Annotated in this window: 22 protein-coding genes and 1 tRNA gene; 12 read left to right on the forward strand and 11 right to left on the reverse strand. The window is 56.7% G+C overall.

All coding sequences use genetic code 11. From position 1 onward, the window contains the following. Positions 1 to 114: 114 nt before the first annotated feature. Both Q8N00_05915 and Q8N00_05920 read right to left on the reverse strand, forming a co-directional pair. Positions 115 to 1,329, reverse strand: a complete 1,215-nt coding sequence (locus Q8N00_05915) for a FecR family protein (GenBank protein MDP2382322.1) — start codon at positions 1,327 to 1,329, stop codon at positions 115 to 117. A 264-nt stretch (positions 1,330 to 1,593) separates the two neighbouring features. Next, complete coding sequence (locus Q8N00_05920; GenBank protein ID MDP2382323.1) at positions 1,594 to 3,186, reverse strand: tetratricopeptide repeat protein; 1,593 nt, start codon at positions 3,184 to 3,186, stop codon at positions 1,594 to 1,596. A gap of 240 nt (positions 3,187 to 3,426) precedes the next feature. Here Q8N00_05920 and Q8N00_05925 point away from each other — a divergent pair, with 240 nt between their 5' ends. The 3 genes from Q8N00_05925 (at position 3,427) to Q8N00_05935 (ending at position 9,415) form a co-directional block, all read left to right on the forward strand. Further along, complete coding sequence (locus Q8N00_05925) at positions 3,427 to 4,215, forward strand: 3',5'-cyclic-nucleotide phosphodiesterase (protein ID MDP2382324.1); 789 nt, start codon at positions 3,427 to 3,429, stop codon at positions 4,213 to 4,215. A gap of 434 nt (positions 4,216 to 4,649) precedes the next feature. Next, on the forward strand, positions 4,650 to 7,331 hold the full coding sequence (locus tag Q8N00_05930) for a glucosidase (GenBank protein ID MDP2382325.1): 2,682 nt from the start codon (positions 4,650 to 4,652) through the stop codon (positions 7,329 to 7,331). A gap of 101 nt (positions 7,332 to 7,432) precedes the next feature. Continuing rightward, positions 7,433 to 9,415, forward strand: a complete 1,983-nt coding sequence (locus Q8N00_05935; GenBank protein MDP2382326.1) for an amylo-alpha-1,6-glucosidase — start codon at positions 7,433 to 7,435, stop codon at positions 9,413 to 9,415. 235 nt (positions 9,416 to 9,650) lie between these two features. Here Q8N00_05935 and Q8N00_05940 read toward each other — a convergent pair whose 3' ends face one another. The 3 genes from Q8N00_05940 to Q8N00_05950 form a co-directional block, all read right to left on the reverse strand. Further along, positions 9,651 to 9,860 (reverse strand): hypothetical protein, encoded by a 210-nt coding sequence (locus tag Q8N00_05940; GenBank protein MDP2382327.1) that lies wholly within the window; start codon positions 9,858 to 9,860, stop codon positions 9,651 to 9,653. A gap of 206 nt (positions 9,861 to 10,066) precedes the next feature. Beyond that, positions 10,067 to 10,246 carry a hypothetical protein gene (locus Q8N00_05945; protein ID MDP2382328.1) on the reverse strand — a complete coding sequence of 60 codons (180 nt, stop codon included), beginning with the start codon at positions 10,244 to 10,246 and terminating at the stop codon, positions 10,067 to 10,069. A 391-nt stretch (positions 10,247 to 10,637) separates the two neighbouring features. After that, positions 10,638 to 10,985 (reverse strand): hypothetical protein, encoded by a 348-nt coding sequence (locus Q8N00_05950; GenBank protein MDP2382329.1) that lies wholly within the window; start codon positions 10,983 to 10,985, stop codon positions 10,638 to 10,640. Positions 10,986 to 11,133: 148 nt separating this feature from the next. Here Q8N00_05950 and Q8N00_05955 point away from each other — a divergent pair, with 148 nt between their 5' ends. The 3 genes from Q8N00_05955 to Q8N00_05965 all read left to right on the forward strand — a co-directional run bounded on the left by Q8N00_05955 (position 11,134) and on the right by Q8N00_05965 (position 12,642). Next, positions 11,134 to 11,349, forward strand: a complete 216-nt coding sequence (locus Q8N00_05955; protein MDP2382330.1) for a hypothetical protein — start codon at positions 11,134 to 11,136, stop codon at positions 11,347 to 11,349. Between the two features lie 306 nt (positions 11,350 to 11,655). Beyond that, the gene (locus Q8N00_05960; protein ID MDP2382331.1) at positions 11,656 to 12,348 is read left to right on the forward strand and encodes a MarR family transcriptional regulator; all 693 of its coding nucleotides are present in this window, start codon (positions 11,656 to 11,658) and stop codon (positions 12,346 to 12,348) included. Between the two features lie 81 nt (positions 12,349 to 12,429). Beyond that, positions 12,430 to 12,642, forward strand: a complete 213-nt coding sequence (locus Q8N00_05965; protein MDP2382332.1) for a hypothetical protein — start codon at positions 12,430 to 12,432, stop codon at positions 12,640 to 12,642. A gap of 66 nt (positions 12,643 to 12,708) precedes the next feature. Here Q8N00_05965 and Q8N00_05970 read toward each other — a convergent pair whose 3' ends face one another. Both Q8N00_05970 and Q8N00_05975 read right to left on the reverse strand, forming a co-directional pair. Beyond that, on the reverse strand, positions 12,709 to 13,266 hold the full coding sequence (locus tag Q8N00_05970; protein ID MDP2382333.1) for a hypothetical protein: 558 nt from the start codon (positions 13,264 to 13,266) through the stop codon (positions 12,709 to 12,711). Beyond that, complete coding sequence (locus Q8N00_05975) at positions 13,263 to 13,751, reverse strand: hypothetical protein (GenBank protein MDP2382334.1); 489 nt, start codon at positions 13,749 to 13,751, stop codon at positions 13,263 to 13,265. The genes Q8N00_05970 and Q8N00_05975 overlap by 4 nt, the downstream gene beginning before the upstream one ends. Positions 13,752 to 13,921: 170 nt before the next feature. Between Q8N00_05975 and Q8N00_05980 the strand changes: the two genes are divergently transcribed. The 3 genes from Q8N00_05980 to Q8N00_05990 all read left to right on the forward strand — a co-directional run bounded on the left by Q8N00_05980 (position 13,922) and on the right by Q8N00_05990 (position 15,589). After that, positions 13,922 to 13,999 (forward strand) — tRNA-Glu (locus Q8N00_05980). A gap of 137 nt (positions 14,000 to 14,136) precedes the next feature. Next, positions 14,137 to 14,994 carry a formylglycine-generating enzyme family protein gene (locus tag Q8N00_05985; GenBank protein ID MDP2382335.1) on the forward strand — a complete coding sequence of 286 codons (858 nt, stop codon included), beginning with the start codon at positions 14,137 to 14,139 and terminating at the stop codon, positions 14,992 to 14,994. 115 nt (positions 14,995 to 15,109) lie between these two features. Further along, entirely contained in the window at positions 15,110 to 15,589 is a 480-nt protein-coding gene (locus tag Q8N00_05990) for a hypothetical protein (protein MDP2382336.1), read from the forward strand. A gap of 39 nt (positions 15,590 to 15,628) precedes the next feature. On the opposite strand, the gene Q8N00_05995 is transcribed toward Q8N00_05990, so the two are convergent. The 3 genes from Q8N00_05995 to bioF form a co-directional block, all read right to left on the reverse strand. Further along, positions 15,629 to 16,804, reverse strand: a complete 1,176-nt coding sequence (locus Q8N00_05995) for a PilT/PilU family type 4a pilus ATPase (protein ID MDP2382337.1) — start codon at positions 16,802 to 16,804, stop codon at positions 15,629 to 15,631. Between the two features lie 30 nt (positions 16,805 to 16,834). Beyond that, positions 16,835 to 17,893: a type IV pilus twitching motility protein PilT gene (locus Q8N00_06000; protein ID MDP2382338.1), complete on the reverse strand. Its 1,059-nt coding sequence runs from the start codon at positions 17,891 to 17,893 to the stop codon at positions 16,835 to 16,837. Between the two features lie 137 nt (positions 17,894 to 18,030). Continuing rightward, a complete protein-coding gene (gene bioF / locus Q8N00_06005) occupies positions 18,031 to 19,191 on the reverse strand; it encodes an 8-amino-7-oxononanoate synthase (protein MDP2382339.1) in 1,161 nt (386 codons plus the stop codon). Between the two features lie 127 nt (positions 19,192 to 19,318). On the opposite strand from bioF, the gene Q8N00_06010 reads away from it, so the two are divergent. Next, positions 19,319 to 20,125: a tetratricopeptide repeat protein gene (locus Q8N00_06010; GenBank protein ID MDP2382340.1), complete on the forward strand. Its 807-nt coding sequence runs from the start codon at positions 19,319 to 19,321 to the stop codon at positions 20,123 to 20,125. 194 nt (positions 20,126 to 20,319) lie between these two features. On the opposite strand, the gene Q8N00_06015 is transcribed toward Q8N00_06010, so the two are convergent. Then, positions 20,320 to 21,684: a transglycosylase SLT domain-containing protein gene (locus Q8N00_06015; protein MDP2382341.1), complete on the reverse strand. Its 1,365-nt coding sequence runs from the start codon at positions 21,682 to 21,684 to the stop codon at positions 20,320 to 20,322. 303 nt (positions 21,685 to 21,987) lie between these two features. Here Q8N00_06015 and Q8N00_06020 point away from each other — a divergent pair, with 303 nt between their 5' ends. Beyond that, entirely contained in the window at positions 21,988 to 23,127 is a 1,140-nt protein-coding gene (locus tag Q8N00_06020) for an alanine--glyoxylate aminotransferase family protein (protein ID MDP2382342.1), read from the forward strand. A 43-nt stretch (positions 23,128 to 23,170) separates the two neighbouring features. Continuing rightward, positions 23,171 to 24,754, forward strand: a complete 1,584-nt coding sequence (serA, locus tag Q8N00_06025) for a phosphoglycerate dehydrogenase (GenBank protein ID MDP2382343.1) — start codon at positions 23,171 to 23,173, stop codon at positions 24,752 to 24,754. Positions 24,755 to 24,757: the final 3 nt, after the last annotated feature.

Below are 24,757 nucleotides of genomic sequence, written 5' to 3' on the forward strand. Positions count from 1 at the left end.
GAAGTTGCAGAGGAGGGTCTGGGGTATGTAGGGCTCGATCACCGGCCTAAACTGCTGCGGCCCTTGCCCGGTTGGGGCAAGGGCCGCAGGAGCCACAGCGATGATCGATGGACCCTAATGTCCGAGCAAATTCAGGGCGCCATTAATGACCGCAGGGGGAATCGCAAGGACCGCCGGGATTATAGGTACGACCGGTACGACTGGCACGACAGCCACGACTGGAGCTATAACCGGCGCTACGACAGCCACGACCGGAGCCACAACCGGAGCCACGACAGCCGTGACCGGCGCGACAGTCACCGTGGCTGATGCCACAGGAGCGGCAGTCACCGCCGCCGTTGCTCCTGTGCTTCCGCCTACAGTGACGCTCGCGCTGACCTGTCCGGTTCCCTGCCCCGCTGTCGTGCCCCCAGCGTCCCCGTTCAAAGACTCGTTGGAAAGACTGGCCAGGGTTGTCATGGCCTTGACCAAGTGCCCATCTACGTTAAGTGCTTGAAGGGCTTGTGCCGGCAATTCAACGAGGGGGCCTTCGCGCAGGGTTGTGAGCTCGACTGCCATCAATGCTCGGGCCAGTCCCCCGGGAACAGAAGCGAGGATCAGTTCTGCCTTCTCACGTTGGGTCGTGACGGTGCGACCGGCATCATGAGTCAGGAGGGCGCTCGAGGCAGGTCGCTGCGTATGTTTCAGGCTCGATCCGGCCTGGAGATTGTCCATTTGATTATTGAGGGGGTGGGGCGCTGGAACCGAGGGAGCCTTTCCCTCCAAAGCGACGGAAAAGTAGCCTGGATCGACGGCCACGGTTACTCCGCCCGAGGTAAAATCCACACGTCCCGTTTCTCCGATATTAATGATCCCTGACCGCCCGTTCTCTACCCACACGGTGAAATAGGTGCCTCTCGCCGCGGCGACAGCCGAGGGGGTATGGATTTCGAATCTCGACCCGTTGGCCTTGAACACCTTGCTGACGAGGGCCCGCACCTGGCCTTGCAGGAGTTTCACCACGGCCTTCCGGACGTTCTGTTCCGGGTTGTAGATGTATTCATTGATCTCGACCCGGCTACTTTCACCCACCGTGAGCATGCTGTCGTCCTGGAAAAACGCTTTGGTTCTGGACTCTTCCTTGGTCTGGATCACATCCTTAAACAGCACCTGGTCATGAAGTTTGACCGGAAGGGTTTGCCCGTTATGGGGATGCGTCACACCGACCTGCCCTGAGACTGCCATGTAGAACCCGATCCCTTCTGTGCCTAGCTCTGAAGCGAGGGCGGGGGCTGCTCCGAAGATCAGCGTGCCGGCGACGAGGCTTAACGCGAGTCGATGGGTGGTCATAATATCCTCTCTCTCTGGACCGGAAACTTAGGTCATGCGTGACATTTCTTACCCGGTGGAATGGCAGGAACCATACCCAGGCAGGTCTTTTTTGTGCGAGCTGTGACCCCTTGCCAACCTATTGAAATCACTGTGCATCCTGAGCCGTACGCTTTTGGAGCCCCGCGAAGGTATTAGTTCGTTCGTAGCGGTTCCCGTCGAGCGAGGGACATAACTTGTCACCCTCTACAACATTTTGCGTCCTGATTGTCCGGCAGCGAAGGGCTAGAAACGGCTGTTCAGGGTGAGGGAGAACACACTGCGGTTGTAGTTAAATGCCGTGAGGTTGGACTGATCGCGCGTGTAGTTGTATTCCGCGGCGACCGAGAGCCAATCGGTAATCGGCCGGCCGATCGTCGCAGTGAAGAAGAAAATATTATCGCGGCGGGCAGTGGTTCCGCCGGTGGAGAAGGAACTCGGATTATCGTAATTCTGACGGTAGTAGTCGAAGGCGAAGCTTGGTCTCAGTGTCCAGAATTCCGGTATGCCCAAACCCACGGATAGCCGGTGCGCATGGTAGGCCCAATCCGCATTGGTCTGCATGCCCACCGTTGCCGATGCGGGATGTCCGCCTCCGGTGCGATCGTTGTCGAAGGTATAGCCCAACCGGAGATGGCCGGTCCCGTTTGCGAAATAGGCATATTGTGTGACACCTGCCAGCCAGTTTTTCCCGTCCCTGAGGGAATTCCCGGCAAAGCGGTCATCTTGGAAATCCTTGTCTTGATACCTGAGCTGTATCTGGGTAAAAAGGCTATTGCTCTCGGCAATCGTGATAATTGGTTGCAGGGCATGGGCAATCAGAAACGGATCCCCACCGACCCGCACATAGTCGAAGGCATATTGGAACCTCGCCGTCACGATACCGATCTGTCGTTGCACAAACACCGAGGGCGCGTGGTCTTGGATATCGAACGCGTTCAACGTCCGGTGAAGGCTCTGATAAAAGCCGTAGGTGACCCCTGCCGTCCAGAGGGACGTTTGAATCGCCCGATATTCGCCGCGGGCATAGTATGTCGTGCGGAAGTCGTCCTTTCGCGAGATACCGGTCGATCCGCCGGGAGGTTGGATTCCAATGGGAAGCAACACGACATTGGAGTCATATTGGCCACTGATGCTCAGGTTCAGATCCCACTGTTTGGGGCCTTTCGGCACGGCGGTTCGCTGTTGCAGGATCGCGCGAGCCATGCGAGCCAGCTCGGACTCTGGTTCACCTGAGGCCATGGCGGCGTCAAACTCTTTCTGGGCCTGGTCGATTAACCCGCGTTCGTAGTAGGACATGCCTGTGTAGTAGCGGGCCGTGGGTGTGAGGTCGGGGCTGAGCGCCATTGCCCGCGAGAACAACTCAGGAGCCTGTGCGAAGGATTTCAATTCGTGCGACACCACTCCTTGGTAGAAATAGACCAGGGGATTTTGCGGATCGAGTGTCTGGACTTGTTCAAGCGACGCCATCGCTTCCTGGTACTTCCCGAGTTGAGTTTGTGTGATCGCCAGCCCCAGCCAGGCCTGCGCGCGAGTCGGCCGTCGTCTTGTCAGATTACGAAAGAGGGTTTCGGCTTCAGGATATTGTTTCAGCCGTAGGAGCGCCTGGCCCAGGTATTCGGTTGCCTCCGGATCGTCGGGCACGGCCTGCTGGGCCCGTTCAAACAGTTTGGCTGCCTTCTCATAATGTTTCCGTCCGAACTCGACGGTGCCTTTCGCCATGCTGAAATCATAAGTCTCGTTCGGCGCCTGGGCCCAGGCCGCGTAATCGGACGAGACCCAGACCGTGCAGGCCCACAACAGTCTCCACCAAATGTTGTATCCGGATCGTTGCCGCATGCTGTCGGTTTTAGTCGCAGGATATGGATGAATGATATTGATCAGATGCACGTAATAGGCAGGGTAGCAGAGGAAACGTTTGAGTCAACGAATAGCGGTAATTCTCGCAGGATAGAAGCGGGGTTTTGCGAGGCAAGTCAGGGACTTTGTGCTACTGTTTGGCGCGAGAGAATTGGCAGCGCAGGCTTGTCTGCCATACGAGGCGAGGCCGCCGATGTCTCTTTGCCGAAAGGATTCTCTGTGAAAATACGCGTGCTCGGCTGTCATGGCTCCGATCAACTGCTGCACGAAAACGGTCGTACGCTGCAGTGCCAGCCCTGCGCCTTCTTAATCAATGACACCGTGCTGTTGGACGCTGGCACCATTGGGTCACGGCTGACGCTGCCGGAACAATTGAAGATCAGCCACGTTCTGCTATCGCACCTCCACTTCGACCATATCAGGGGGCTCCCGACGCTTGCGGATAATCTCGTCGGGGAACCGGAGGCCTCACTCATTGTGGCCGGTATTCCTGAGGTGCTGGACGGCCTGGGCACCCACATCTTTAACTCTACGGTCTATCCCGATTTCTTCCGGCTTCCCAGCCCCGATCGGCCGGTGTTCGTTCCCCGCCCGTTGAAGTCGGGGGAGGAGTGGAAGGTCTGCGGTCTGAGCATTGTTCCCATCAGGGTGAACCATGTCGTTCCAACCGTGGGATTCCTGATTAGCGATGAGCGCACCACGATTGTCTATAGCGGAGATACCTACCAGACGGAGGATCTGTGGCATGCCGCGTCGTCCAAGTCGAACTTGAGCGCGGCATTTATCGAAGTCTCCTATCCGAATAATCAGGCCGCCCTCGCACAGATGGCCAAACACCTCACGCCCGAACTGATGGGAGGGGAGTTCAGGAAAATCGGCCGTCCCGACGTCCCCGTGTATGCCTACCACATGAAACCGCGATTCAGGAGTACGATCGAAGCGGAGCTGCGCGAGACCCGTATTCCAAATATTACGGTTCTTAACGAAGATCTGGAAATCAGCCTCTAGTGAGACCGGGGAATTCGTGAAGAGACCCACTGCTTAAAGTAATCAGCCTGCCCAATTTATTTCATTCGTTCAGGTAAATGTCCTCGTAGTCTCAGCGCGAACGTCGCTCACGATTTTACTCCATCAGTATTTTCACTGGTCTCCATTCTAAGGCGAGGGTCCTGGGTTCGAGACTCAGCCGGCTCACCCCACAACCCCATAACCCACGTCATCTCTCTTGTTCATTTCATTGCCAAGTCTGTAAGGGCGCACACCTGTCAGGCAGGGGCCCCTGTAGGAGCATGATCCCAACTGGAAAGCCCCTGTTCATCACAAAGGGCTCAATCGGTCTATCGCTTCTGCTTGACTGCGACAGGAGTCCGGTACTAGCTTGCCGTAAGCCTTGCCGCCGCAGGCCGACTCTAGTTGTGTGCCGTTTCTACCGAAGGAGTCCTATGGCCTCTCATTCTCGGACCGCCTCCGCTTCTTCACCACCGATCCTCGCAGAACAGCAGCGCCTCGAAGAGGATGCGAAGCGCCAGCGTCATTGGAAACGGTGGGGCCCCTATGTCAGCGAGCGGGCCTGGGGGACCGTGCGCGAGGACTACAGCCAGAACGGGACCGCCTGGGAGGCGTTTCCCCATGACCATGCCAGGTCCCGCGCCTATCGCTGGAACGAGGACGGCCTCGCCGGCATCTGCGATCGCCACCAGATGATCTGTTTTGCGATTGCCTTATGGAACGGGCGAGACCCGATTCTGAAGGAACGAGTCTTCGGTCTTACCGGCAACGAGGGCAATCACGGCGAGGACGTGAAGGAGTGCTACTTCTATCTGGACTCCACGCCGACCCATTCCTACATGAAATATCTCTATAAGTATCCGCAGGCGGCATTTCCCTATAGCCGGCTGGTCGAAGAGAATCGTTGTCGGGGGCGTCAGGATCCGGAGTTCGAACTCATCGACAGCGGTGTCTTCGACGACAACCGGTACTTCGACGTCTTTGTGGAATATGCCAAGGCGTCGCCGGAAGACTTGTGTATCCGTATCCAAGTTGTGAATCGTGGCCCCGAGCCGGCCGAACTCACGTTGCTGCCGACGATCTGGTTTCGCAACACCTGGTCCTGGGGATCGGACATTCGGCGTCCCCGGCTCAAGCAAGGAGAGCCGACGGACCAGATGAGCGTCATCGAGACGCAGCACGAATATTATGGCTTGCGCCGGTTACTCTGCGAAGGCGAACCCACTTTGCTCTTCACGGAAAATGACACCAACAGCCGCCGGCTCTACGGCGATCAAGAAGGTCCCCGGTACGTGAAGGACAGTTTTCACGATTATGTCGTGCAGGGTGAGAAGGACGCGGTCAATCCTGACCACCTGGGCACTAAAGCCGCGGCCCAATATGTACTCAGGCTTGCCCCCGGCGAGACCAGGACCATTCGTTTGCGATTGACCAACGAAGCACAGAGCCCGGGTGTCGCAACTCCGGACTTCGATGCCGTATTTACGACACGTACCCAGGAGGCGAACGAGTTCTATGACCGTCTTGCCCCGAGCCATCTGTCGGAAGACGCGCGCCTGGTGCAGCGGCAAGCCTTTGCCGGTCTGCTCTGGAGCAAACAATTTTATCACTACGATGTGAACCGATGGCTCAAGGGCGATCAGGTGGGGCAGGCACCCTCGCGTGAACGGCTGCGCGGTCGCAACTCGGACTGGACGCACCTCTATAACGCCGATGTCGTCTCGATGCCTGACAAATGGGAGTACCCCTGGTACGCGGCGTGGGATCTCGCATTTCACTGTATCCCGCTCGCGCTGGTCGACCCGACGTTCGCCAAGGAACAGCTCGTCCTCATGCTGCGCGAATGGTACATGCATCCGAACGGACAGATTCCGGCCTATGAATGGGCGCTCGGCGACGTGAATCCGCCGGTCCATGCCTGGGCGGCCTGGCGCGTTTATAAGATCGATAAGAAACGCACCGGCGTCGGGGATCGTCGCTTCTTGGAGCGCGTCTTTCACAAACTGCTGCTGAACTTTACTTGGTGGGTGAACCGGAAAGATGCCGACGGGAAGAACATCTTCCAAGGCGGCTTTCTCGGCCTCGACAACATCGGGGTGTTCGATCGGAGCGCGCCGCTGCCGACCGGTGGCCACATTGAACAGTCGGACGCCACTAGTTGGATGGGCATGTATTGCCTCAATATGCTGACGATGGCACTGGAGCTGGCGCGAGACAACCAGTCCTACGAAGACGTGGCCAGCAAGTTCTTCGAACATTTCGTCTACATCTGCCGCGCCATGAACAATATCGGCGGCGAGAAGATCGAACTGTGGGATCGTGAGGACGGCTTCTTCTACGACGTGCTGCACCTGCCGAACGGGGAAACCACACATATGAAGGTCCGTTCAATGGTCGGCCTGATCCCTCTGTTCGCGGTCGAGACGCTGGATTCCGAGCTCATCGATAGCCTTCCCCGGTTCAAACATCGCATGCAGTGGTTTATCGAAAACCGGCCGGACTTTGCGCAGCATCTCGAAACGCAGTCCTACGACGGAGGCGTGCGGCGGTTTCTGTCGCTCGTGAGTCGCGATCGGCTGAAATCCGTCTTGGGGTATCTGCTGGACGAAGAGGAGTTCCTTTCCCCTTATGGCATTCGCGCTCTCTCGCGTTATCACAAAGATCATCCCTACGTGGTCTCGGTCATGGGCCATGAACATCGCGTGGACTATGAGCCGGCGGAATCAGGGACAGGCTTGTTCGGGGGCAATTCGAATTGGCGAGGCCCGATCTGGTTCCCGGTTAACTATCTCCTGATCGAGTCGCTGCAAAAGTTTCACTACTATCTCGGCGACCAGTACCAGGTGGAGTATCCGACAGGATCTGGCCGCTATACCACGCTTTGGCAAGTGGCGGCTGAGATCTCACGCCGTTTGACTCATATCTTCCTCCGGAACGCCGAAGGGAAACGTCCCGCGTTCGGCGGTGCAACGCGATTTCAGGACGATCCGCATTGGCGCAACAATGTGTTGTTCTACGAGTACTTCCATGGAGACAACGGGGCAGGCATCGGTGCAAGCCATCAGACGGGATGGACGGGATTGGTGGCAAAGCTGATTCAGCAATCCGGGGAGTGACGAAGCCGTCAGCTATCAGCGATCAGTCGGAGAGGGAAGCGGGATTGTTCTTTCTGAGGCTGTAAACTAACGGCTGATAGCGAACAGCTGGGATTCGCAGTATGAAGGTGAACGCCCAAGATTGCCAAAATCTTGATCGAGCCTTGAGTCTCGAATGGCTCGACACGAACGGACGAGGAGGGTTTGCCTCCGGCACGGTTGCGGGGGCGAATAGGCGGCGCTATCACGCATTGTTGCTTGTGGCCCGCAAGCCGCCGAGCGAACGGTTCGTTCTGGTCAACCATCTTGAAGAATGGGTGGAGGTCAACGGTCGGACGATTCCCCTCTCGACCAATTGTTATCCTGGTGCCATCTATCCTGATGGATACAAATCATGTAGCAGTTTTACCACCGATCCCTGGCCGACCTGGACCTATGACTGTGCCGGGGCTTCAATCCAACGAGAAATTCTCTGCGTTCAGGGGCGTGATCTCGTTATCGTCCGATGGCGTCTCCAGAAAAAATCGAAATTTCCCGTCACGCTCCTCGTACGTCCGATGCTGAGCGGGCGCGACTACCATTCCACGCATCATGAAAACGCAGGACTCGACAGTCGTTTCTTGGAAAGCGACCAGACTGTAACCTGGCATCCCTATCATGATCTGCCGGCGGTGCATGCGTTCCATGCCGGAATGTACCGTCATGATCCTAGGTGGTTTCAACAGGTTCAATTCACCGTCGATCAGCAGCGCGGGCTTGATTACGAAGAAGATTGGTGGTCGCCAGGCGAGTTTGCCGATCAGCTCAAAGCCAGCGAAGACGCGACCCTGGTCTTTACCACCGAGACCGTGAACGCCCTCGATGTCGCCGCCCTGATCGATGTCGAGCGGGAGCGCCGCACCCGTCTTCAAAAATCAGCCTCCAGTCGTGATCCATTGGCACATCAACTGTGGCGCGCTGCGGAACATTATCTGTCACAAAGAGGGAACCAGCAGACGGTCATTGCCGGGTATCCCTGGTTCACTGATTGGGGGAGAGATACGTTTATCTCGTTGCCAGGCCTCTGTCTCGTCACCGGCCGAGCGGATATCGCCTGGCAAGTCATCGAATCTTTTGCTGCGCATGTCTCGGAAGGTATGGTGCCCAATCGGTTCCCGGACGTCGGTGAGCAGCCGGAGTACAACACGATCGATGCTTCGCTGTGGTTTATTCATGCGATCGATCGCTATCTTGCGGCGTCAGGAGAAGAGGCACGAGTTCGTGAGATCGCCTGGCCTGCGGTGAAAGAGATTCTCGACGGCTATCGACGAGGCACGCGCTACGGGATCAGGATGGACGAGGATGGGTTGATTGCAGGCGGAGTTTCCGGTACGCAGTTGACCTGGATGGACGCGAAGGTCGGCGACTGGGTCGTCACGCCGCGCCATGGAAAGCCAGTGGAAATCCAGGCCCTCTGGGTCCGAGCCTTGGCGGTGGGTGATACCCTTGCGCGCCGATTCGATGAAGCGGATTACGCCGATCGGTGCCGGAATGATCGCACTCGTGCGATTGTGTCATTCCGGAATCGATTCTGGTACGAGCAGGGCGGGTACCTCTACGATGTGATCGATGGGCCGGAGGGGAATGATGCGTCGCTTCGGCCCAATCAACTCTATGCCATCTCCCTCGTTGACGACCTGGTCCCGCGCGACTGTGCAGAGCAGATTCTTCGTCTCGTGGAATTGCAACTCCTGACACCGGTGGGGCTCCGTACGCTCTCGCCTGCCGATAGCCGCTATCGCCCCCGCTATGAGGGTGGTGTGCTGGAGCGAGATGGAGCCTATCATCAAGGCACGGTCTGGCCCTTCTTGCTGGGTCCCTTTGTGACTGCCTGGATGAAAATATTCGGCCAAAGCACCGCGGTACGCAACAAAGCTCGTAGTTTTCTCACGGGCCTTGAGGCCCATCTGCAGGAAGCTTGTCTAGGGCAGGTCTCAGAAATCTTCGATGCAGAGGCTCCGTACCATCCCCGAGGCTGTTTCGCCCAAGCCTGGTCGGTGGCAGAACCGCTCCGAGCGCTGATCGAAGATCTTGATGTTCAGACCGATGCTGGAAAATCGCGGTAAAACAAGTGGTTGTGCGGCAGCGTAAGGAAATGGCCTCTCCATCAACTCAGCGGAAGAAGGGGCGATCAGTGCTACGGGGGCGAGGTAGGGATGCGCCGCTCAATCCCTGATTTGTTCTTGTGAGGGGAGGTGCAGTTCGTTTCTCGAGTTCTTCTCTTTTCACCTTGGATTTGCCGTTCTCGCAGGCCGTGACCAGCTCATCCTCTTTGTTAATAGCGGTAATGATTCGCGCGCGCTAATCTGTGCGAGAACGTCGTGAACGGAAGACCAGGATCATGGCAATCAACGCCATGAACGGGCCGAAGACGAACGCTCCGGTCATCGCGGCCTCCACTGAGTTGTCATGGGTGTTGCTGGAAAGAACTTCGATGAGCAGCATCCCGCTAAACAGCCCAACGAGATACCTGCTGATGGCTGCCAACAGAGCGCGTCTAAAGGTTTTCACAGGAGTAGGCTACGGGACAGAGGATGTCGTATCAACGGTGAGGAAGTATGATCGGGCGCTGCGAATCGATCGCGATTGTGGAATGCGAGTTATCGTACCCAGGCCATAGCCAGGTGCGGTCTGAAGCGTATCCATGAACACCGGTTCGATCATTGCCGAAACCAGCAGGTGCGAGAACAACGCTCCGCTGTCTACCGGTCCGAGAATTATGCCGTGGCTTCTTCTACTTCTTTCGCGGCTATGGCGGCAAGGCTATTTCTACGGTTATTGGAGATTGTCCGATCGATGACCGCGCCGCAGTTGATACATTTCCAGGCATAAAATACCAAGAAGAAGTCTGAAAATCGTTCCAACATCATCAGGCCTGTGCACTTTGGACAATCCATTGTCGTCTCTCCTTTGGTTAGATAGGCGAACTTGTACGATGGTAAAGCAATTTGCGATCCAGGTTGGCAAGATCGCAATATCAATAACTTAGCACTGTGGTGACTACTTATACGTACAATCCTGTACGCTCTGCTGCATTTATGCTTTCAATTTTGTGCAGCAGTCGTCTTTTGGTGAGAACGAAGGTGGGATGACGTCGAAAATATGGATATGAATACGTGCAGAAGCAATCTTTACCGTCGCTCGCTCTTCAGTAAGCCACCAAGGAAGTGAGTTGTGAAATGGTTTCCGAGGGAGGATCGCGTACTCGGTGAAGTGGTCTCTGCGCCCAGCGCGCCAGGGCCTCTTTCATAGGAGGCCCTGGCGGCTTGAAGGTGTTCGGTCTCAGTGCTACTGCACTTCGACGGTGATGGTCTGGCTTGCCGAGACGAGTTTGTGATCTTTGTTGGCGCCGGTCACGGTGATCTGGTGTTTTCCTTTGCTCAGACCCTTGAATGATCCGGGAAAACCCTTCTGATATTGAGTGTCCAGGTAAACGTGGGCATGAGCGGCCTCAGAGCCCTTGGTCAACTCGTACTTCAGTTCGAAGCTATCAGAGACCTTATCTCCATCCTTGGGAGAGGTGATAACCAGCTTCGACCCGTCCTCGATCGGGGCATCTGCCGCGAAGACCGGCGCTCCGCTGAGCGCACCCACCAACGCGATGCCCAATCCCATGAATCCAATACGTCCCATCATCTGCATAACTGCCTCCTTGTGTGAACTGAGCTGAATGGCGGCTATACCTTACCACCCACTACGGACGACTTTCTTCTCCGGATGCATTTTTCTTTGTACGCGTGAGTCCCTTTCTTCGACTCCCTCCCAGCATCAAGGAGTTCTGTGAATGTGGGGGAGAGGCAATGTCGATGGTGGTAAGCAATGGATGGTGGTAACGCTTGCGCTGGGCCGTTATGCGCTGGTTTTTCGCGCGACGGATGGAGAGGGAACAGTCCAAACATCGATCGAGCAAGATCCTGCTCCGGACGGTGCGACCGGACTCCATGAGATTTCCGTGACGGTTGCCCGGAAAATATTCACGCGGTTTATTTTTCGGCGATAGGACAGGCAGTGATGTGCCTTGAGCGGGGAGGCTATTTTCTGTCTGCTGTATGATGAAATCCTCCGTCCTTTCTCCTGTTCTGGCTTGATATTCTCGGTTGGCACTCGTTACTGAAAAAGGTCTGCAGATCGGCAGTGCCGTTCAGCTCTATATCCCAGTTTGCTGGTCGAGGAGCATTCGCGGGCGCGCTCGTTTGTTCACTCCCCCGCTCTTGGTGGGGACTGGCCATTTAGAGCGGCGAATCCTTGACGTGGGGATCGCGTGGACACTACACTTTTCGAATGCTGGTATTTAAGGAGGTGCTCCATGGCTGAATTGCGCGTACTCAATAGCGGGAAGAAGTCATCATCATTGCAGGATGCGGTTGCAATGACCTCTCAGTTGGTGGCCGGTCTGGAAAAGATCGGGCTGGCGATGAAAAGCCGGACATGGCGACGTGAAGGTCGAGCAGGTCTCGGTCCATTGCAGCGGCAGGTCCTCACGCTCCTTCGATCTAAGCCTGGTCAACGTGCGACTGTGTCGACTGTCGCGAACGAGCTGGCAGTCAGGCTTCCCACTGCGTCGGAAGTTATTGCGACGCTCGAGCGAAAGCAGTTGGTCCGGCGGCGGCGAGACACGAGCGATGGACGGGTGGTGACGGCGCAATTGACGGCGAAAGGAAACCGGTCCTGCACTCCTTCTCCCGGTATGCCGGATCGGCTGGCGACGGCGACGGACACCCTTTCATCATCGGAGCAAGTGCTCCTCCTCACGTCCTTAGTGAAGGTGATTCGCAGCCTCCAGGAGCAGGGGGAGATTTCTGTCGCGCGGATGTGTATCTCCTGTCAGTATTTTCGCCCCAACCACTATGACAACGCCGATCGGCCGCATCACTGCGACTATTTGAACGCGTCGTTCGGGGATCGTTCGCTTCGTTTGGATTGCCATGAATACGAGGCGGCTCCGGTCGCGCAGGTTGATGCGGCCTGGACCAACTTTTCCCGTTCACGTATCGCCTAGCGTTTGTCTTTCGGCTGTTCGTGCGAAGGTGTTTTGTGTTGGTCAGGGAGTAGGGGAAGGATGCGTGAAGGAAGAACAGCCATGTCTGTGAAGAAAGGCTCGAACGACTCGTCTAAGGATGAATGGCTCGGGGCTGAATCCCATATGCCGAATCTCAATCGTGAGCTTCGTCGGCGTGAGCCAAGGCGAACGGGCGTTCCGCCCTTGTGGATGATCGGTGTCTTCTTCGCTGCTGGTCTCGCGGCAGGAGGTTTGGCGATGCGTCTTATCGACCGAAGGTTTCGACCCTCCTAACGGATTGCTACAACGTCACACGTGCCAGAAGTTCTGGCGCGTGCCTCCTCCTGGTTTCATCTCTCCTCAACGCAGTCCTTTTCGATACAACAGGTAATCAGCTTCGATCTGCGTGAGCAGGTCATCCAACGCGGCTTGGACAGCCTCTGCGATGGGGTCCTGATCCGAAGACGTGATCCACCGAACGCTCGATCCCATCGCTTCTTTTTCCACCAAATAGGATTTGATCGGCGGCTTGTCCGATGGGCCCAGGTCTGATTCCAAGCGGAGACGGTAGCGATAGTTGCCGCGGGATCGCATTGTTAGCCAGGCGTTGACGGTCAGGGTGAGATCGGCAGGTTTGTCGCCTGCCGAGGCAAAGGTCTGACGCGATTGGATGTAGTCGATCGTGGCGGCGCGTAAGTCTTCTGCCGGCCATTCCATCAAGGCGATGCCCGGCATATGGTCGGCTCCTTCCAAGGCGACAAAGGGGACCACGACCGAGAGGGATTGAGGGATGATGGTCGGTGACACAGCTGAGGGCGCAGGGGCCACGTGAATGCGATGGCCACAGCCCCAGCTGAACAGCAGGAGCCCGCTGAGAATATATCCTGTGGATTGGCGCCGGAGACGGTTTCTGTTCACGGGTTCGTCGTGGCGGGCGTGGGTGGATTGAGCATGTCCAAATCTTTCAAAGCGCGCAGGGCCTGTTCACGATAGGGCTGGTCTGTGGGATTCGTATAAGTATCGATCACGCGTCGATAGGTGGCGCGGGCTTGAGGGTACTGGCGCTTAATGGCGAAGTATTGGCCCAATGCGAGCCAGTTTGTAGCCGAGGCTTCATTGGCAGTTTTCATCAACGCAAACTCTCGCTCGACATGCGTCGTGCCTTGTTGAGCGGCCCGTTTCTTGACGGTGTCTCCCATCTGGCTTGCCATGGCTTCAATCTGCTCGTTGGCTCGGATCGCGGATTCTACGCGATTGGTTTTCAGGTTGTCATAAAACGTCTCAGCATGATTCTTGATCAGGTCCGCTCGTTCCTGGTAGGTATCGTGGGCGCAACTCGCAACGAGCAGGCCGCAGGCGACGAGCAGAATTGATGTACAGGGTACGAATCTTGGGCTGGTCATGAGTCATGCTCCTTGGGTCTCTACCGGGTGAAGGGTCAACGCCTTCGGCAGGGTTTATCCTACCGAATTCGGAGCGGAAACGCGACCAGCTCCCTGGCCTTCGGCTGGCTCTAGTGACACATGAGTCTGAAGTATGATAAGAATCCACTTCGTTTTGCGGATCCCGTTTCGTCCCCATCGTCTAGCCTGGCCTAGGACATTGCCCTTTCAAGGCAGTAACACGGGTTCAAATCCCGTTGGGGACACCACTTTTCTCTCCTGCTCTCTCGTTGCCGGCTCGCTGTTTCAACCCTCTCGCTCCGTTGAGTTTGCCTCCTAAGCTGGATACACTGACTGGCAGTGGCTCGGTGACCGCTTCTCGCATGTTGCCGTGATGGAGGTGGCGATGAATGGGCAACAGATGATGGTCTGGGCAGGGCTGAGCCTGCTGGCAGGGGCCCTGTGCTTTGGGGCGGCAGAGCCACAGTCTTCGAAGGGCGGGCAGACTCTTTCGTCCGAGGTCGGTCGAGGAAGGGATGGCGCTCCGATGATGCGTATCCCTGCCGGTCCCTTCACCATGGGGAGCACTGATGGTCTCCCAAACGAGCGGCCTGAACATCGCGTCACGCTGGATGCCTTCTTCATCGATCAGTATGAAGTCACGCTCAGCCTCTATCGAAGGTTTTTAGAATCAGGAAAACACGAGTCTCCTCCAACCTGGGACGATGAGGCGGCGACGACGGTGGGAGATCGGCCCGCGACGGGGATGAAATGGGAGTCAGCTGCGGCCTATTGCCGATGGACAGGGAAACGGCTTCCGACGGAGGCTGAGTGGGAGAAGGCTGCACGTGGGACCGACGGGCGCCGGTACCCCTGGGGAGACATGCAGCCCTTCGTCGATATTGCGAACTATAACCGGGGCATGTGGGTGAATGAAGCCATCACGTTGGTGGCGGTCACCAGCGGTCTTGAGGGCATGAGTGTGCGGCATGGGCTGAAAGAGGGCGGGAAGAGTCCCTTCGGTCTCTTCCATATGGCTGGGAACGCGGCAGAATGGGTGGCGGACTGGTATGAGCGCGATTACTACGAGAAGACTCCTGAGCAAAACCCAGCCGGCCCGGCCACTGGTGAAAAACGAGTGATCCGGGGTGGATCGTGGGTAGACTTGCCGGCTGCCTTACGTGTGACTGCGCGGTTTTCAGCTGAGGCAGACTATGAGGATCGGACGATCGGATTTCGCTGTGCCATGAATGTGGCGAAGTGAGTGCGGTCCGACTGGTATGGCTGGCGAAGTTCGCGATATCTAGGATGCCAGGTCTAATCAGCCACGATGTTTCATGGGATCACAACTCCGCCAGACTGTTTCTATGAACGATTCCATGCCTGAACGATTGCTTACACCTCTTATCATGATTGCGCTGGTGTTGGGGACCCTGTGGGCGCTCCACGCTATCAATTCATCTTCGGTGACGCCGGTGCTTGTCCCCTCGGTGGCGGCCCTTGTGCCGGACATGGTTCCGCTTGTCACGGGGGACGAGCCGATCGCAGAGATTTTCACCAAAGCCGGTTGCGCGGTGTGCCACACCGTCCCAGGTATTTCGGGAGCCGATGGGCGCGAGGGGCCGCCTCTCTTGTTAGGAGCCACTGGGCCTCTTCGGTTGGCCGATCCATCGTACCGGGGTCGTGCGCAGTCAGTGCATCAATATGTGATCGAGTCGGTGATCGAGCCGGGGGTGTTTGTTGTGGCGGGCTATCCAGATCACACCATGCCGACATGGTATGGCGCGAAACTGAGCGCGCTCGCGTTAGAGAAAATTGCGTCGTACCTTGAGTTGCAAGGGATACCCGCCGTACCGTAGCCGCGATGGCTCTTGCCGGATTCGTGCAGGATGGTAGGACTATCGTTTCCGTAGAGGAGTTACATTCCCCAAGGCTCCGCCTTGTATTTTAAACGCATTGTTTGACGTGTCGCTGGATTTTTTGTCGAGAAGTGCGTTCACCGCATCATCCCCTCTCAGACCTTCGATCTTGATCTTGAGCCGGAGATTGTTCGCGCTGTCGGCATTGATCAAGGCCTGTTCGAGCGAGATCCGTTCTTCCTTGTAGAGCTGGAAGAGGACGTGATCGAACGTTTGACAGCCTTCCTCCACGCCCTGCTCCATCGCCTCTTTCAGCGAATCGACTTCGGACTTCTTGATGAGGTCTTTAATGCGAGGCGTATCCAACATGATTTCCAGTGCCGGAGCCCGCTTCCCGTCGATGGACGGCACGAGCCGCTGTGAGATGATGGCGCGGAGATTCAGGGAGAGCTGGAGATAAATCTGTGCATGCCGCTCTACCGGGAAAAAGTTCATGATGCGCTCGATGGCCTGGTTCGCGTTATTCGAGTGGAGTGTGCCGATGCAGAGGTGTCCGGTTTCCGCAAAGGTGATTGCGGCTTCCATCGTTTCCGTGTCCCGGATTTCTCCGATCAGAATCACGTCCGGTGCCTGCCGCAGGGTATTCTTGAGCGCATTTTGAAAGGAAAGCGTGTCGAAGCCCACTTCACGTTGTGTAATGAGCGACCGCTTGTGATTGTGGACGAACTCGATCGGGTCTTCTACTGTGACGATATGGCCGGGATGGACGGTGTTGCGGTGGTCGATCATGGCGGCAAGGGTGGTGGATTTCCCGGAACCGGTCGCTCCGACGACGAGCACCAACCCGCGCTTTGTCATGGCGATGTCTTTGACGATCGGAGGCAGGCCCAACTGCTCGACGGTCTGAATCTCGGCCTTGATATGCCGGAAGACCAAGCCGACGTTCCCTCGTTGCCGGAAAATATTGACGCGGAAACGGCCGAGCTCTTTGTAATAGAGCGCCAGGTTCATTTCCATCTTTTCCTCGAATTCTCCGCGCTGCTGGCCGCGCATCAGCGCCAGTGCGAGGGCTTCGAGTTGTTCGTTGGTAAACGGCGGTGCGTCGGTTTGTTGTGTCGAGCCGTGGACGCGATAGGCCGGAGCTGAATCGACGGTCAGATACAGGTCTGACGCTTCCTGATCCACCATGACTTTCAAGAGACTGCGAACATCCATTGTGACCCCCGGTTCCCTCGGCTAAGTGTCTTAGGCTGCGCCGCCCATCGCGGACGTAAACAGGTTGGGATTCATACTGCGCGATTGGGCCTCACCCTTGGTGACGAGGCCACGGGTCACTAAATCAACCAGTGCCATGTCCATCGTTTGCATGCCGTCTTTCTGGCTGGCCTGCATGATCCCAGGGATCTGGTGCAACTTGCCCTCGCGAATGAGATTTCTGACCGCGGTCGTCGCGACCATAATTTCGAGGGCGGCGACACGGCCGCCAGATTTTTTCTTCAACAGAGTCTGTGTGATGACGGCTTCCAGCGCCTCGGCGATCTGGGTGCGAATCTGAGACTGTTGGTTGGGGGGGAAGGCATCGATGATGCGGTCGATGGTTTTCGGTGCACTGGACGTGTGGAGTGTGCCGAAGACCAGATGTCCCGTTTCTGCAGCAGTCAACGCGAGTTGGATGGTGTCCAGGTCGCGCATTTCACCCACGAGGATGATGTCCGGGTCTTCGCGGAGCGCGGACTTCAACGCATTGGCGAACGACAGGGTATGGACGCCCAGCTCTCGCTGGTTGACCAGGCATTTCTTGGTCTTATGGACGAACTCGATCGGATCCTCAATGGTGATGATGTGGCCTTCGAAGGTGTTGTTCAGGTAATCGACCATGGAGGCGAGCGTCGTCGATTTGCCCGATCCGGTTGGGCCAGTCACAAGGATCAACCCCTTTTCCCGATCGCAGAGCTGCCGCACGATAGGAGGCATGCCGAGTTTTTCCATCGGAATGATCTCGGTGGGGATGTTTCGGAAAACGGCGCCAAGACCACGATTCTGGACGAAAACATTGACGCGGAATCGAGCGATGTCACCCAGTTCAAAGGAAAAGTCGCACTCGCGTTTTTCCTCGAAGTTCTTCCGCTGGGTATCGCTCATCATGTCATAGATCAGTGAATGCGTTTCCTCCGTAGTCAACGGAGGATGATCGAGTTTTTTGAGGTCCCCGTTCATCCGGATCATGGGTGGTTCACCGGCGCTGATGTGACAATCCGATGCGCCCTCCTTTGCTGTGAAGGTCAGGAGTTTCGATATATCCATGAAGAGGACTCCTCGGTAAGAAAGGATAAGAATGGACAGGGCACGGGTTTGTCAGCCTCAGTACCACTTGTGTGCATGATGCCACAGGGTGATGGGAAAGCAAGGAAATAGCCGGAAGTGTCTGCCCGAATTCTCGGTCAGATCAGTCCCGCCGATTGCCCTGCGCGCTGAAAGGCTGCCAGTGCTTGATCGATGTGGCTAGAGTGGTGCTCCGAGGTCACCGTGACGCGGATACGGCTAGTGGCGTCCGGAACGGTGGGAGGTCGAATGGCCGGAGCGTAGAGGCCTTCTGCAAACAGATGCTCGGCAAAGGAGAGAGCGGTTTCAGCGCTGCCGACGAGGATCGGTATGATCGGGCTGACGCTGGGAGAGAGGGTGAATCCCATTTGTGTCAGCCCGGTGAACAGTCGTTCACGGTTCGTCCACAAGCGCGCCCGTCGCTCCGGCTCTCGTTGGATGATCCGTAAGGCTGCCGTGACGGCGGCAGCCGAACTTGGTGGCGGGGCCGTCGTAAAGATGAACGACCGGCTCGTGTTCATCAGATACTGGATTAACGTCGAGGGCCCGGCGATGTATGCGCCACTACTGCCGAAGGCCTTACCTAAGGTCCCCATCTGAAACGGGATCTGTGTATCAAGCCCGAAGTGTTCGACCGACCCTCGCCCATGCGGACCCATCACGCCTGTGCCGTGAGCATCATCGATATAGAGGTCAGCCTCATACTCCTGGGCGAGCCGGTTGAGTTCGGGCAACGGTGCGAGGTCTCCGTCCATACTGAACAGGCCGTCGGTCACAATCAGGGTGCGCCGTGGCTGGCGTCTTGCGGCCAGGAGAGACTGTAGGTGATCGGTATCGTTGTGACGATAGATGCGAAAGTCGGCTGCGCTCAGCCGGCATCCGTCGATCAGGCTGGCATGGCAGAGGCGATCGGCGAGGATCAATCCGCCTCGTCCGATCAATGCAGGGATAGTTCCGATGTTGGCCAGATAGCCAGAGCCATAGGTCAGGGCGGCCTCTGTCCCCTTGAACTGTGCCAATGCGGTGTCCAATTCTTGATGCGGTGGTAATGAGCCTGAGACCAACCGTGCGGCTCCAGATCCGGCACCAAATCGTTGCGTCGCCTCGACGGCGGCCTGAATCACCTCCGGATGCATGGCCAATCCTAAATAATCGTTCGAGGCGAAGAGCAGCATTTGGCGTCCGGCCATTTCAACGACCGGGCCGACGCCGGAATGGAGCGGCGTGAGCCGTCTGGTAAGATGTCGCGCGGCCAACTCGTCGAGCTGTTTATTAAACATAGTGTCTGAGTACCATCTGAAAACTGAGAGAAATCCACTGCCTCATTGACAAGCTTGTGACATCCTTAGTATAAGGCGCGGACAGTATTTGACGAAACGGATCTCGCCCTCTTCAACGAATCTATCCATGAGCTACCGCATTAAGGTCCCGGCAAAAGTTTTTCCGGTCGATGAAGCTCACATGTTGAGCGGGCTTGACCATACGCTGCACCGACTGCAGGACTATCGGCGCCCCTTGCTGGTCGGTTTGGGGGTGTTGGTGCTTGCGGCTGTCGTGGTTGGCGGGGTGTTCTATGTTGACCGCCAGGCCGCGCAGAAGGCTCAAGATCTTGACCGTGAGGCGATGCGCTTCTTGACCGCTCCTTCCGCCAGCGATCCTCAAAAGGCCGATCATGCGCTCAAGGAAGCGATCACGCGGTATCGGCAAGTGGTCGATCAATATCCTCGAACCCCCTCAGCCCCACTGGCGTTGTATCATTTGGGAAATACGTTGGTCCAGACCAATGAATTGAGTGCGGCCATTGAGGCCTACCAGCGCTTCTTGATGTTATACGGTTCGAATCCCTCAATGGTAGGGCTTGTACAGCAACGGTTGGCCTATGTGTATTTGCTCAAGGGAGACCGGGATTTAGCTGCTAAGGCACTGACCGCCATCTTGGAGACCCCCGGCACGCTGAATCGCGATCAGGCTTTGTTTGAGCTGGCGCGGCTGGAAGAGTCTCAGTCGCGGCCAGAAGGGGCGTTAGCCCATTATCAGGAGCTGATCAAGACCTATCCAAGTTCTCCCTTCGCCAGTGAGGCGACGATCAGGACCAAAGTCATGGATGTGAAAAAGTCCCAGGAGTCGACGTCTGCGCCATCGTCGATGGCTCCGGCTGGTGCTGCACCACAGAAGAGTTCTGCTTCTCCTTCTCCTAAGCCTGGCAAGAAGTAATCCTAGCCGACAACGTTCTACGTTGATATCTGCAACTTATCCTGAGCCTGTTGCCGTGTCACAGCTATGGGTGTCGAACTTCTCGTGAACTTACCTGAGATCGTTTTTTGTAATCTGTTAAACCGGCAGGCCGATTGCTGCCTCGGCTGGTGGTTTACTCTGCTCTGTGAGTCAGAGGGTAGGGAAGGCCGGATCTAGCGACTGATGACGAGAAAGTCACCTGGTCGAATGGTCGGGCTGGAAAGATTATTCTTCGTCTTGAGCGTCTTGAGGGGGATGCGAAACCGTTTCGATACTTTTTCCAGCGTGTCTCCCACGCGAACTTTATACCAGCGAGAGGGGCCGGCTGCGGCAAAACGCGCCTTTTCCGGGAGTTGCGGAAACTTATAGGATGGGATGCGATCAAGGAGCTGCTCCACCTTCGCTTTCATTCCCACCGGTACTTTGAGGTGGTAGGTCTCGTTGCCAGGAGGTGTCGCGTCTCGACGCAGCTCAGGATTGAGGAGCCGGAGTTCCTCATATGGAATGCCGGTTACATTGGCGATGGCGCGGAAATGGACGGTTCGAGTGATGATGGCCTCGTCAAACTCATGGGGGGCAGCGGACTCCTGCGTAAAGCCGTATCGATCAGGATTCCGGGCGATGATCGTTGCGGCCATGAACCGCGGCACGTACTCCTTCGTTTCCTTCCGAATCAATCGAGTCTTGGAAATTTCTGAAAAACTTTCGGCCTGGGCTTTGTGGAGGGCTCGCATCACCTTACCTTCTCCGGCATTGTAGGCGGCCATCGCGAGCGGCCAGGCGCCAAAGAGGTCATAGAGATCGCGGAGGTACCGTGCCGCAGCGACCGTTGACTTGATGGGGTCTCGCCGTTCGTCCACATAGTTATCGACGCGGAGCCCATAGGCCTTGGCCGTGCCCTGCATGAACTGCCAGGGGCCTGTGGCTTTGGCTCGGGAGTAGGCGTAGGGGTTGAATCCGCTCTCCACCAGCGAAAGGTAGACCAGATCGCTGGGGAGATGAAACTCCGAGAAGATTTTATCGACGAGTGGCCGATAGCGGCTGAGCCGGAGGAGCCATTGCTCGAAGCGATCATGGATGCCGGTATTGAAGTAGCGAATATGAGCCTGGACGGAGGAGTCCATGACGATCGGCATATCGTAGTCGGCATATTCCGCTGTCGCGCTTCGAGGGGCGTCTTGCGTCGGGGCCAGTTCAGCCGGAGGATTCAAGGCATCTGAAAAACGTGCGGTTGCTGGAGAGTTTCCCGCTGGGTTCAGCTGTAAGAGGTCTTCGGCCCGCGGAACGCTGCTCGTCCGTATGGAGGGAGCGTTGGTGCCTTCCGTTGCCGGGCCTACCGTATCGAGCGGGACGAGATTGCCGTCCGGGTCGTCTGCTGCTGATGCGGTCTCGTCCAGAACTGTGGACAGATCGGCTATAGCGGGTTCGGGAAGCACGGCGCTGTGCCCGTCCATCGGCAGAGAGAGGCTGAACCACATTCCAAGGAAGAGTGCAATAGGGAGGGCGGCATGTCTTAGCCTGAGCGGCGTCGTTGACATGCGTTGGCTATCAGTCTGGTATTTGAAGTTCAACATGTTCTGTAAGGGTAGACTATCGAGCGACCTCGCGCTTGTCAAGGAATTGCAAGAGGATTGGCATTCTGTTCGTGGGGATATGGTGGTCTGCGCGCTCACGTTCGCACGAAATCATGCGTGGGCATCACGTCGGAAACTGGAGGGAAGAACCGTCTGAAAACACGCGTGCCCACGTGGTTCCTTGCCTTGACAGCTTTTGGGAGGCAATGGTATCGTCCCCCCTTCCTGCGTAGGATTTTTCACGTTTTATCCGAGGAGGATCCGTCGATGCTGAAGCGGTATTTGCTAGCCCCAGGTCCCACGCCTGTGCCCCCTGAAGTGTTGTTGGCCATGGCGCGACCCATGTTCCATCACCGTGCTCCCGAGTTCGATAAGGTGTTTGCGGAAGTTCGTGATGGACTGAAGTGGCTGTTTCAAACGAAAAATAACGTGCTGATGCTGGCGGCATCCGGAACCGGAGGCATGGAAGGTTCGGTCTCGAATTTTCTTTCTCCCGGCGACAAGGCACTCACCATTAATGGCGGGAAGTTCGGAGAACGGTGGACGAAGCTCTGTAAGACGTTCGGCGCAGAGGTCACCGAGATTAAGGTGGAGTGGGGACAGGCCGTCGATCCACAGCTGGTAGCAGATGCCCTGAAGAAAGATCCTGGAATTAAAGCGGTCTATGTGCAGGCGAGTGAAACCTCGACCGGCGTGGCGCACGACATTAAGGCGCTGGCGGAAATCGTGAAGCCCTATAGCGAAACGATTCTCGTGGTGGATGCCATTACGGCCCTCGGCGTGTTCGACATCAAGACCGATGAATGGGGGATCGATGTCGTGATCACAGGGTCGCAGAAGGCGCTGATGCTCCCTCCTGGCCTGGCATTCGTGAGCGTGAGTGATAAAGCCTGGCAATTGGCGGACAAAGCGAAGAACACCGCATTCTATTTCAATTTCAAGAAAGAGCATGAGAATCAGCAGAAGAATCAGACGGCCTATACTCCGGCCGTATCTCTGATCGTCGGGTTGCAGGAAGTGTTGAAGATGATGCGAGCGGAAGGGCTCGAGGGCGTGTTCGGGCGTCAAGCCATGCTCGCGAAGGCCATGCGCGAAGGGTTAAAGGGTGCCGGGTTGGCGTTGCTTCCCAAAGATTCGCCCAGCGATGCCCTCACTGCTGTTTTAGCGCCGGAGGGCGTGGATGGTCAGGCGATCTACAAGAACCTGCGCGTGCAATACGGTATTACAGCGGCCGGTGGGCAAGACCATTTGAAGGGGAAGATCTTCCGGCTCTCCCATATGGGCTACATGGACCGTTTCGATGTCATCATGGCGGTGGCGGCTGTCGAGATGGTTCTCAAAGGTCTGGGTCATCCGGTGAAGCTTGGAAGCGGCGTGGCGAAGGCGCAAGAAATTTTGATGGCGTAGCGGGTACGTCTCGGAACTTATATATAGGGCAGGCACAATGGGCATGAAAATTCTCATCAGCGATAGTTTGTCAACGCAGGGCGTAGAGCTCCTTGAAAAGGCTGGATTCACGGTAGTCGTGAAATCCAAGATGTCAAAAGAAGAGCTATTCAAGGAGATCAAGGATGCCGATGGCTTGATCGTGCGGTCCGGGACCAAAGTGACGGCAGAACTGATTGCGGCAGCCGAGAAGTTGAAGATTGTCGGACGTGCCGGGTCGGGGCTGGATAATGTCGATACGCCGGCCGCAACGCGTCGCGGGATCGTGGTGATGAACACGCCAGGCGGCAATACTGTCACGACTGCCGAACATACGATGTCGATGATCTGGGCGATGAGCCGTCGTATCCCCCAAGCTACCGCCTCTATCAAGGCGGGCAAGTGGGAAAAAGATAAATTCATGGGCGTCGAGCTCTATAACAAAGTGCTGGGCATCGTCGGCGTGGGCCAAATCGGCAGCCATCTCACAAAACTGGCGCAGGGGATCGGCATGAGTGTCATTGCCTACGATCCCTATTTAGCTGAAGAGCGCGCGCAGAAGATGGGCGTCACCATGATGCCGCTGGACGAACTCTTCAAACGTGCCGATATTATTTCTGTGCATACGCCGCTGACCCCTGAGACCAAGGGGCTTATCAACGCGCAATCGATCTCGACGATGAAGCCGGGGGTGATGATCGTCAATTGCGCCCGTGGCGGGATTATCCATGAGGGTGATCTGTTTGATGCGTTGAAGGTCAAGCGCGTGGGGGCCGCTGCGTTCGACGTGTTTGAAGAAGAGCCGGTGAAAGCGGACCATCCGTTGTTGACGCTGGATAACTTTATCTGTACTCCGCATATCGGAGCCCAGACAGCCGAAGCGCAAGAGAATGTGGCCGTCGGCATCGCGGAACAAGTCGTCGATTATTTCACCAAAGGCATTGCCCGTGGTGCCGTCAATATTCCGTCCGTCTCACCCGAGTTGCTCCCGAGGCTTCAGCCCTACCTGGCACTAGCGGAACAGCTAGGGAAGTTGCAGACCCAGTTATGCGAAGGCGGCCTTGAACGTGTGACCGTCGAATACAGCGGGGAGGTGGCAGGCCTGTCTGTCGCCGCGCTCACGATCGCCGTGTTGAAGGGGTTGCTGAACCCGATTATGCAAGCGCCCGTGAACTATGTGAATGCGCCGATCGTGGCGAAGGAACGCGGAATTGAAGTGAAGGAAGTGAAGAGCACCGACGCGGGCGATTTCACCAGCCTGATTCGTGTGCGAGTGGAAGCCGGGAAGAAATCGCACCAGGTGGCTGGCACGCTCTATCACAAGAAAGATCCGCGCGTGGTCGAAATCGATCAGTTCAATGTCGAAGTCGTGCCGGAAGGGCACATGTTGCTGATCCTCAATGTCGACCGTCCAGGAGTGATCGGGATGGTGGGCAAGGTCCTCGGCGACAACCAGATCAACATCGTTCGGATGCAATGTGCGCTGGAGAAGAGGGGCGGGACCGCGCTGCTCATCATTGGCTCCGACGCAGTTTTCCCGAACACGGTGCTTGAGACGATCAAATCCAGCAAGGATATTCTCTCAGTCAAAGTCGCGGCTCTATCCTAACCC

This window comes from Nitrospirota bacterium (assembly GCA_030684575.1).
Taxonomy (GTDB): domain Bacteria; phylum Nitrospirota; class Nitrospiria; order Nitrospirales; family Nitrospiraceae; genus Palsa-1315.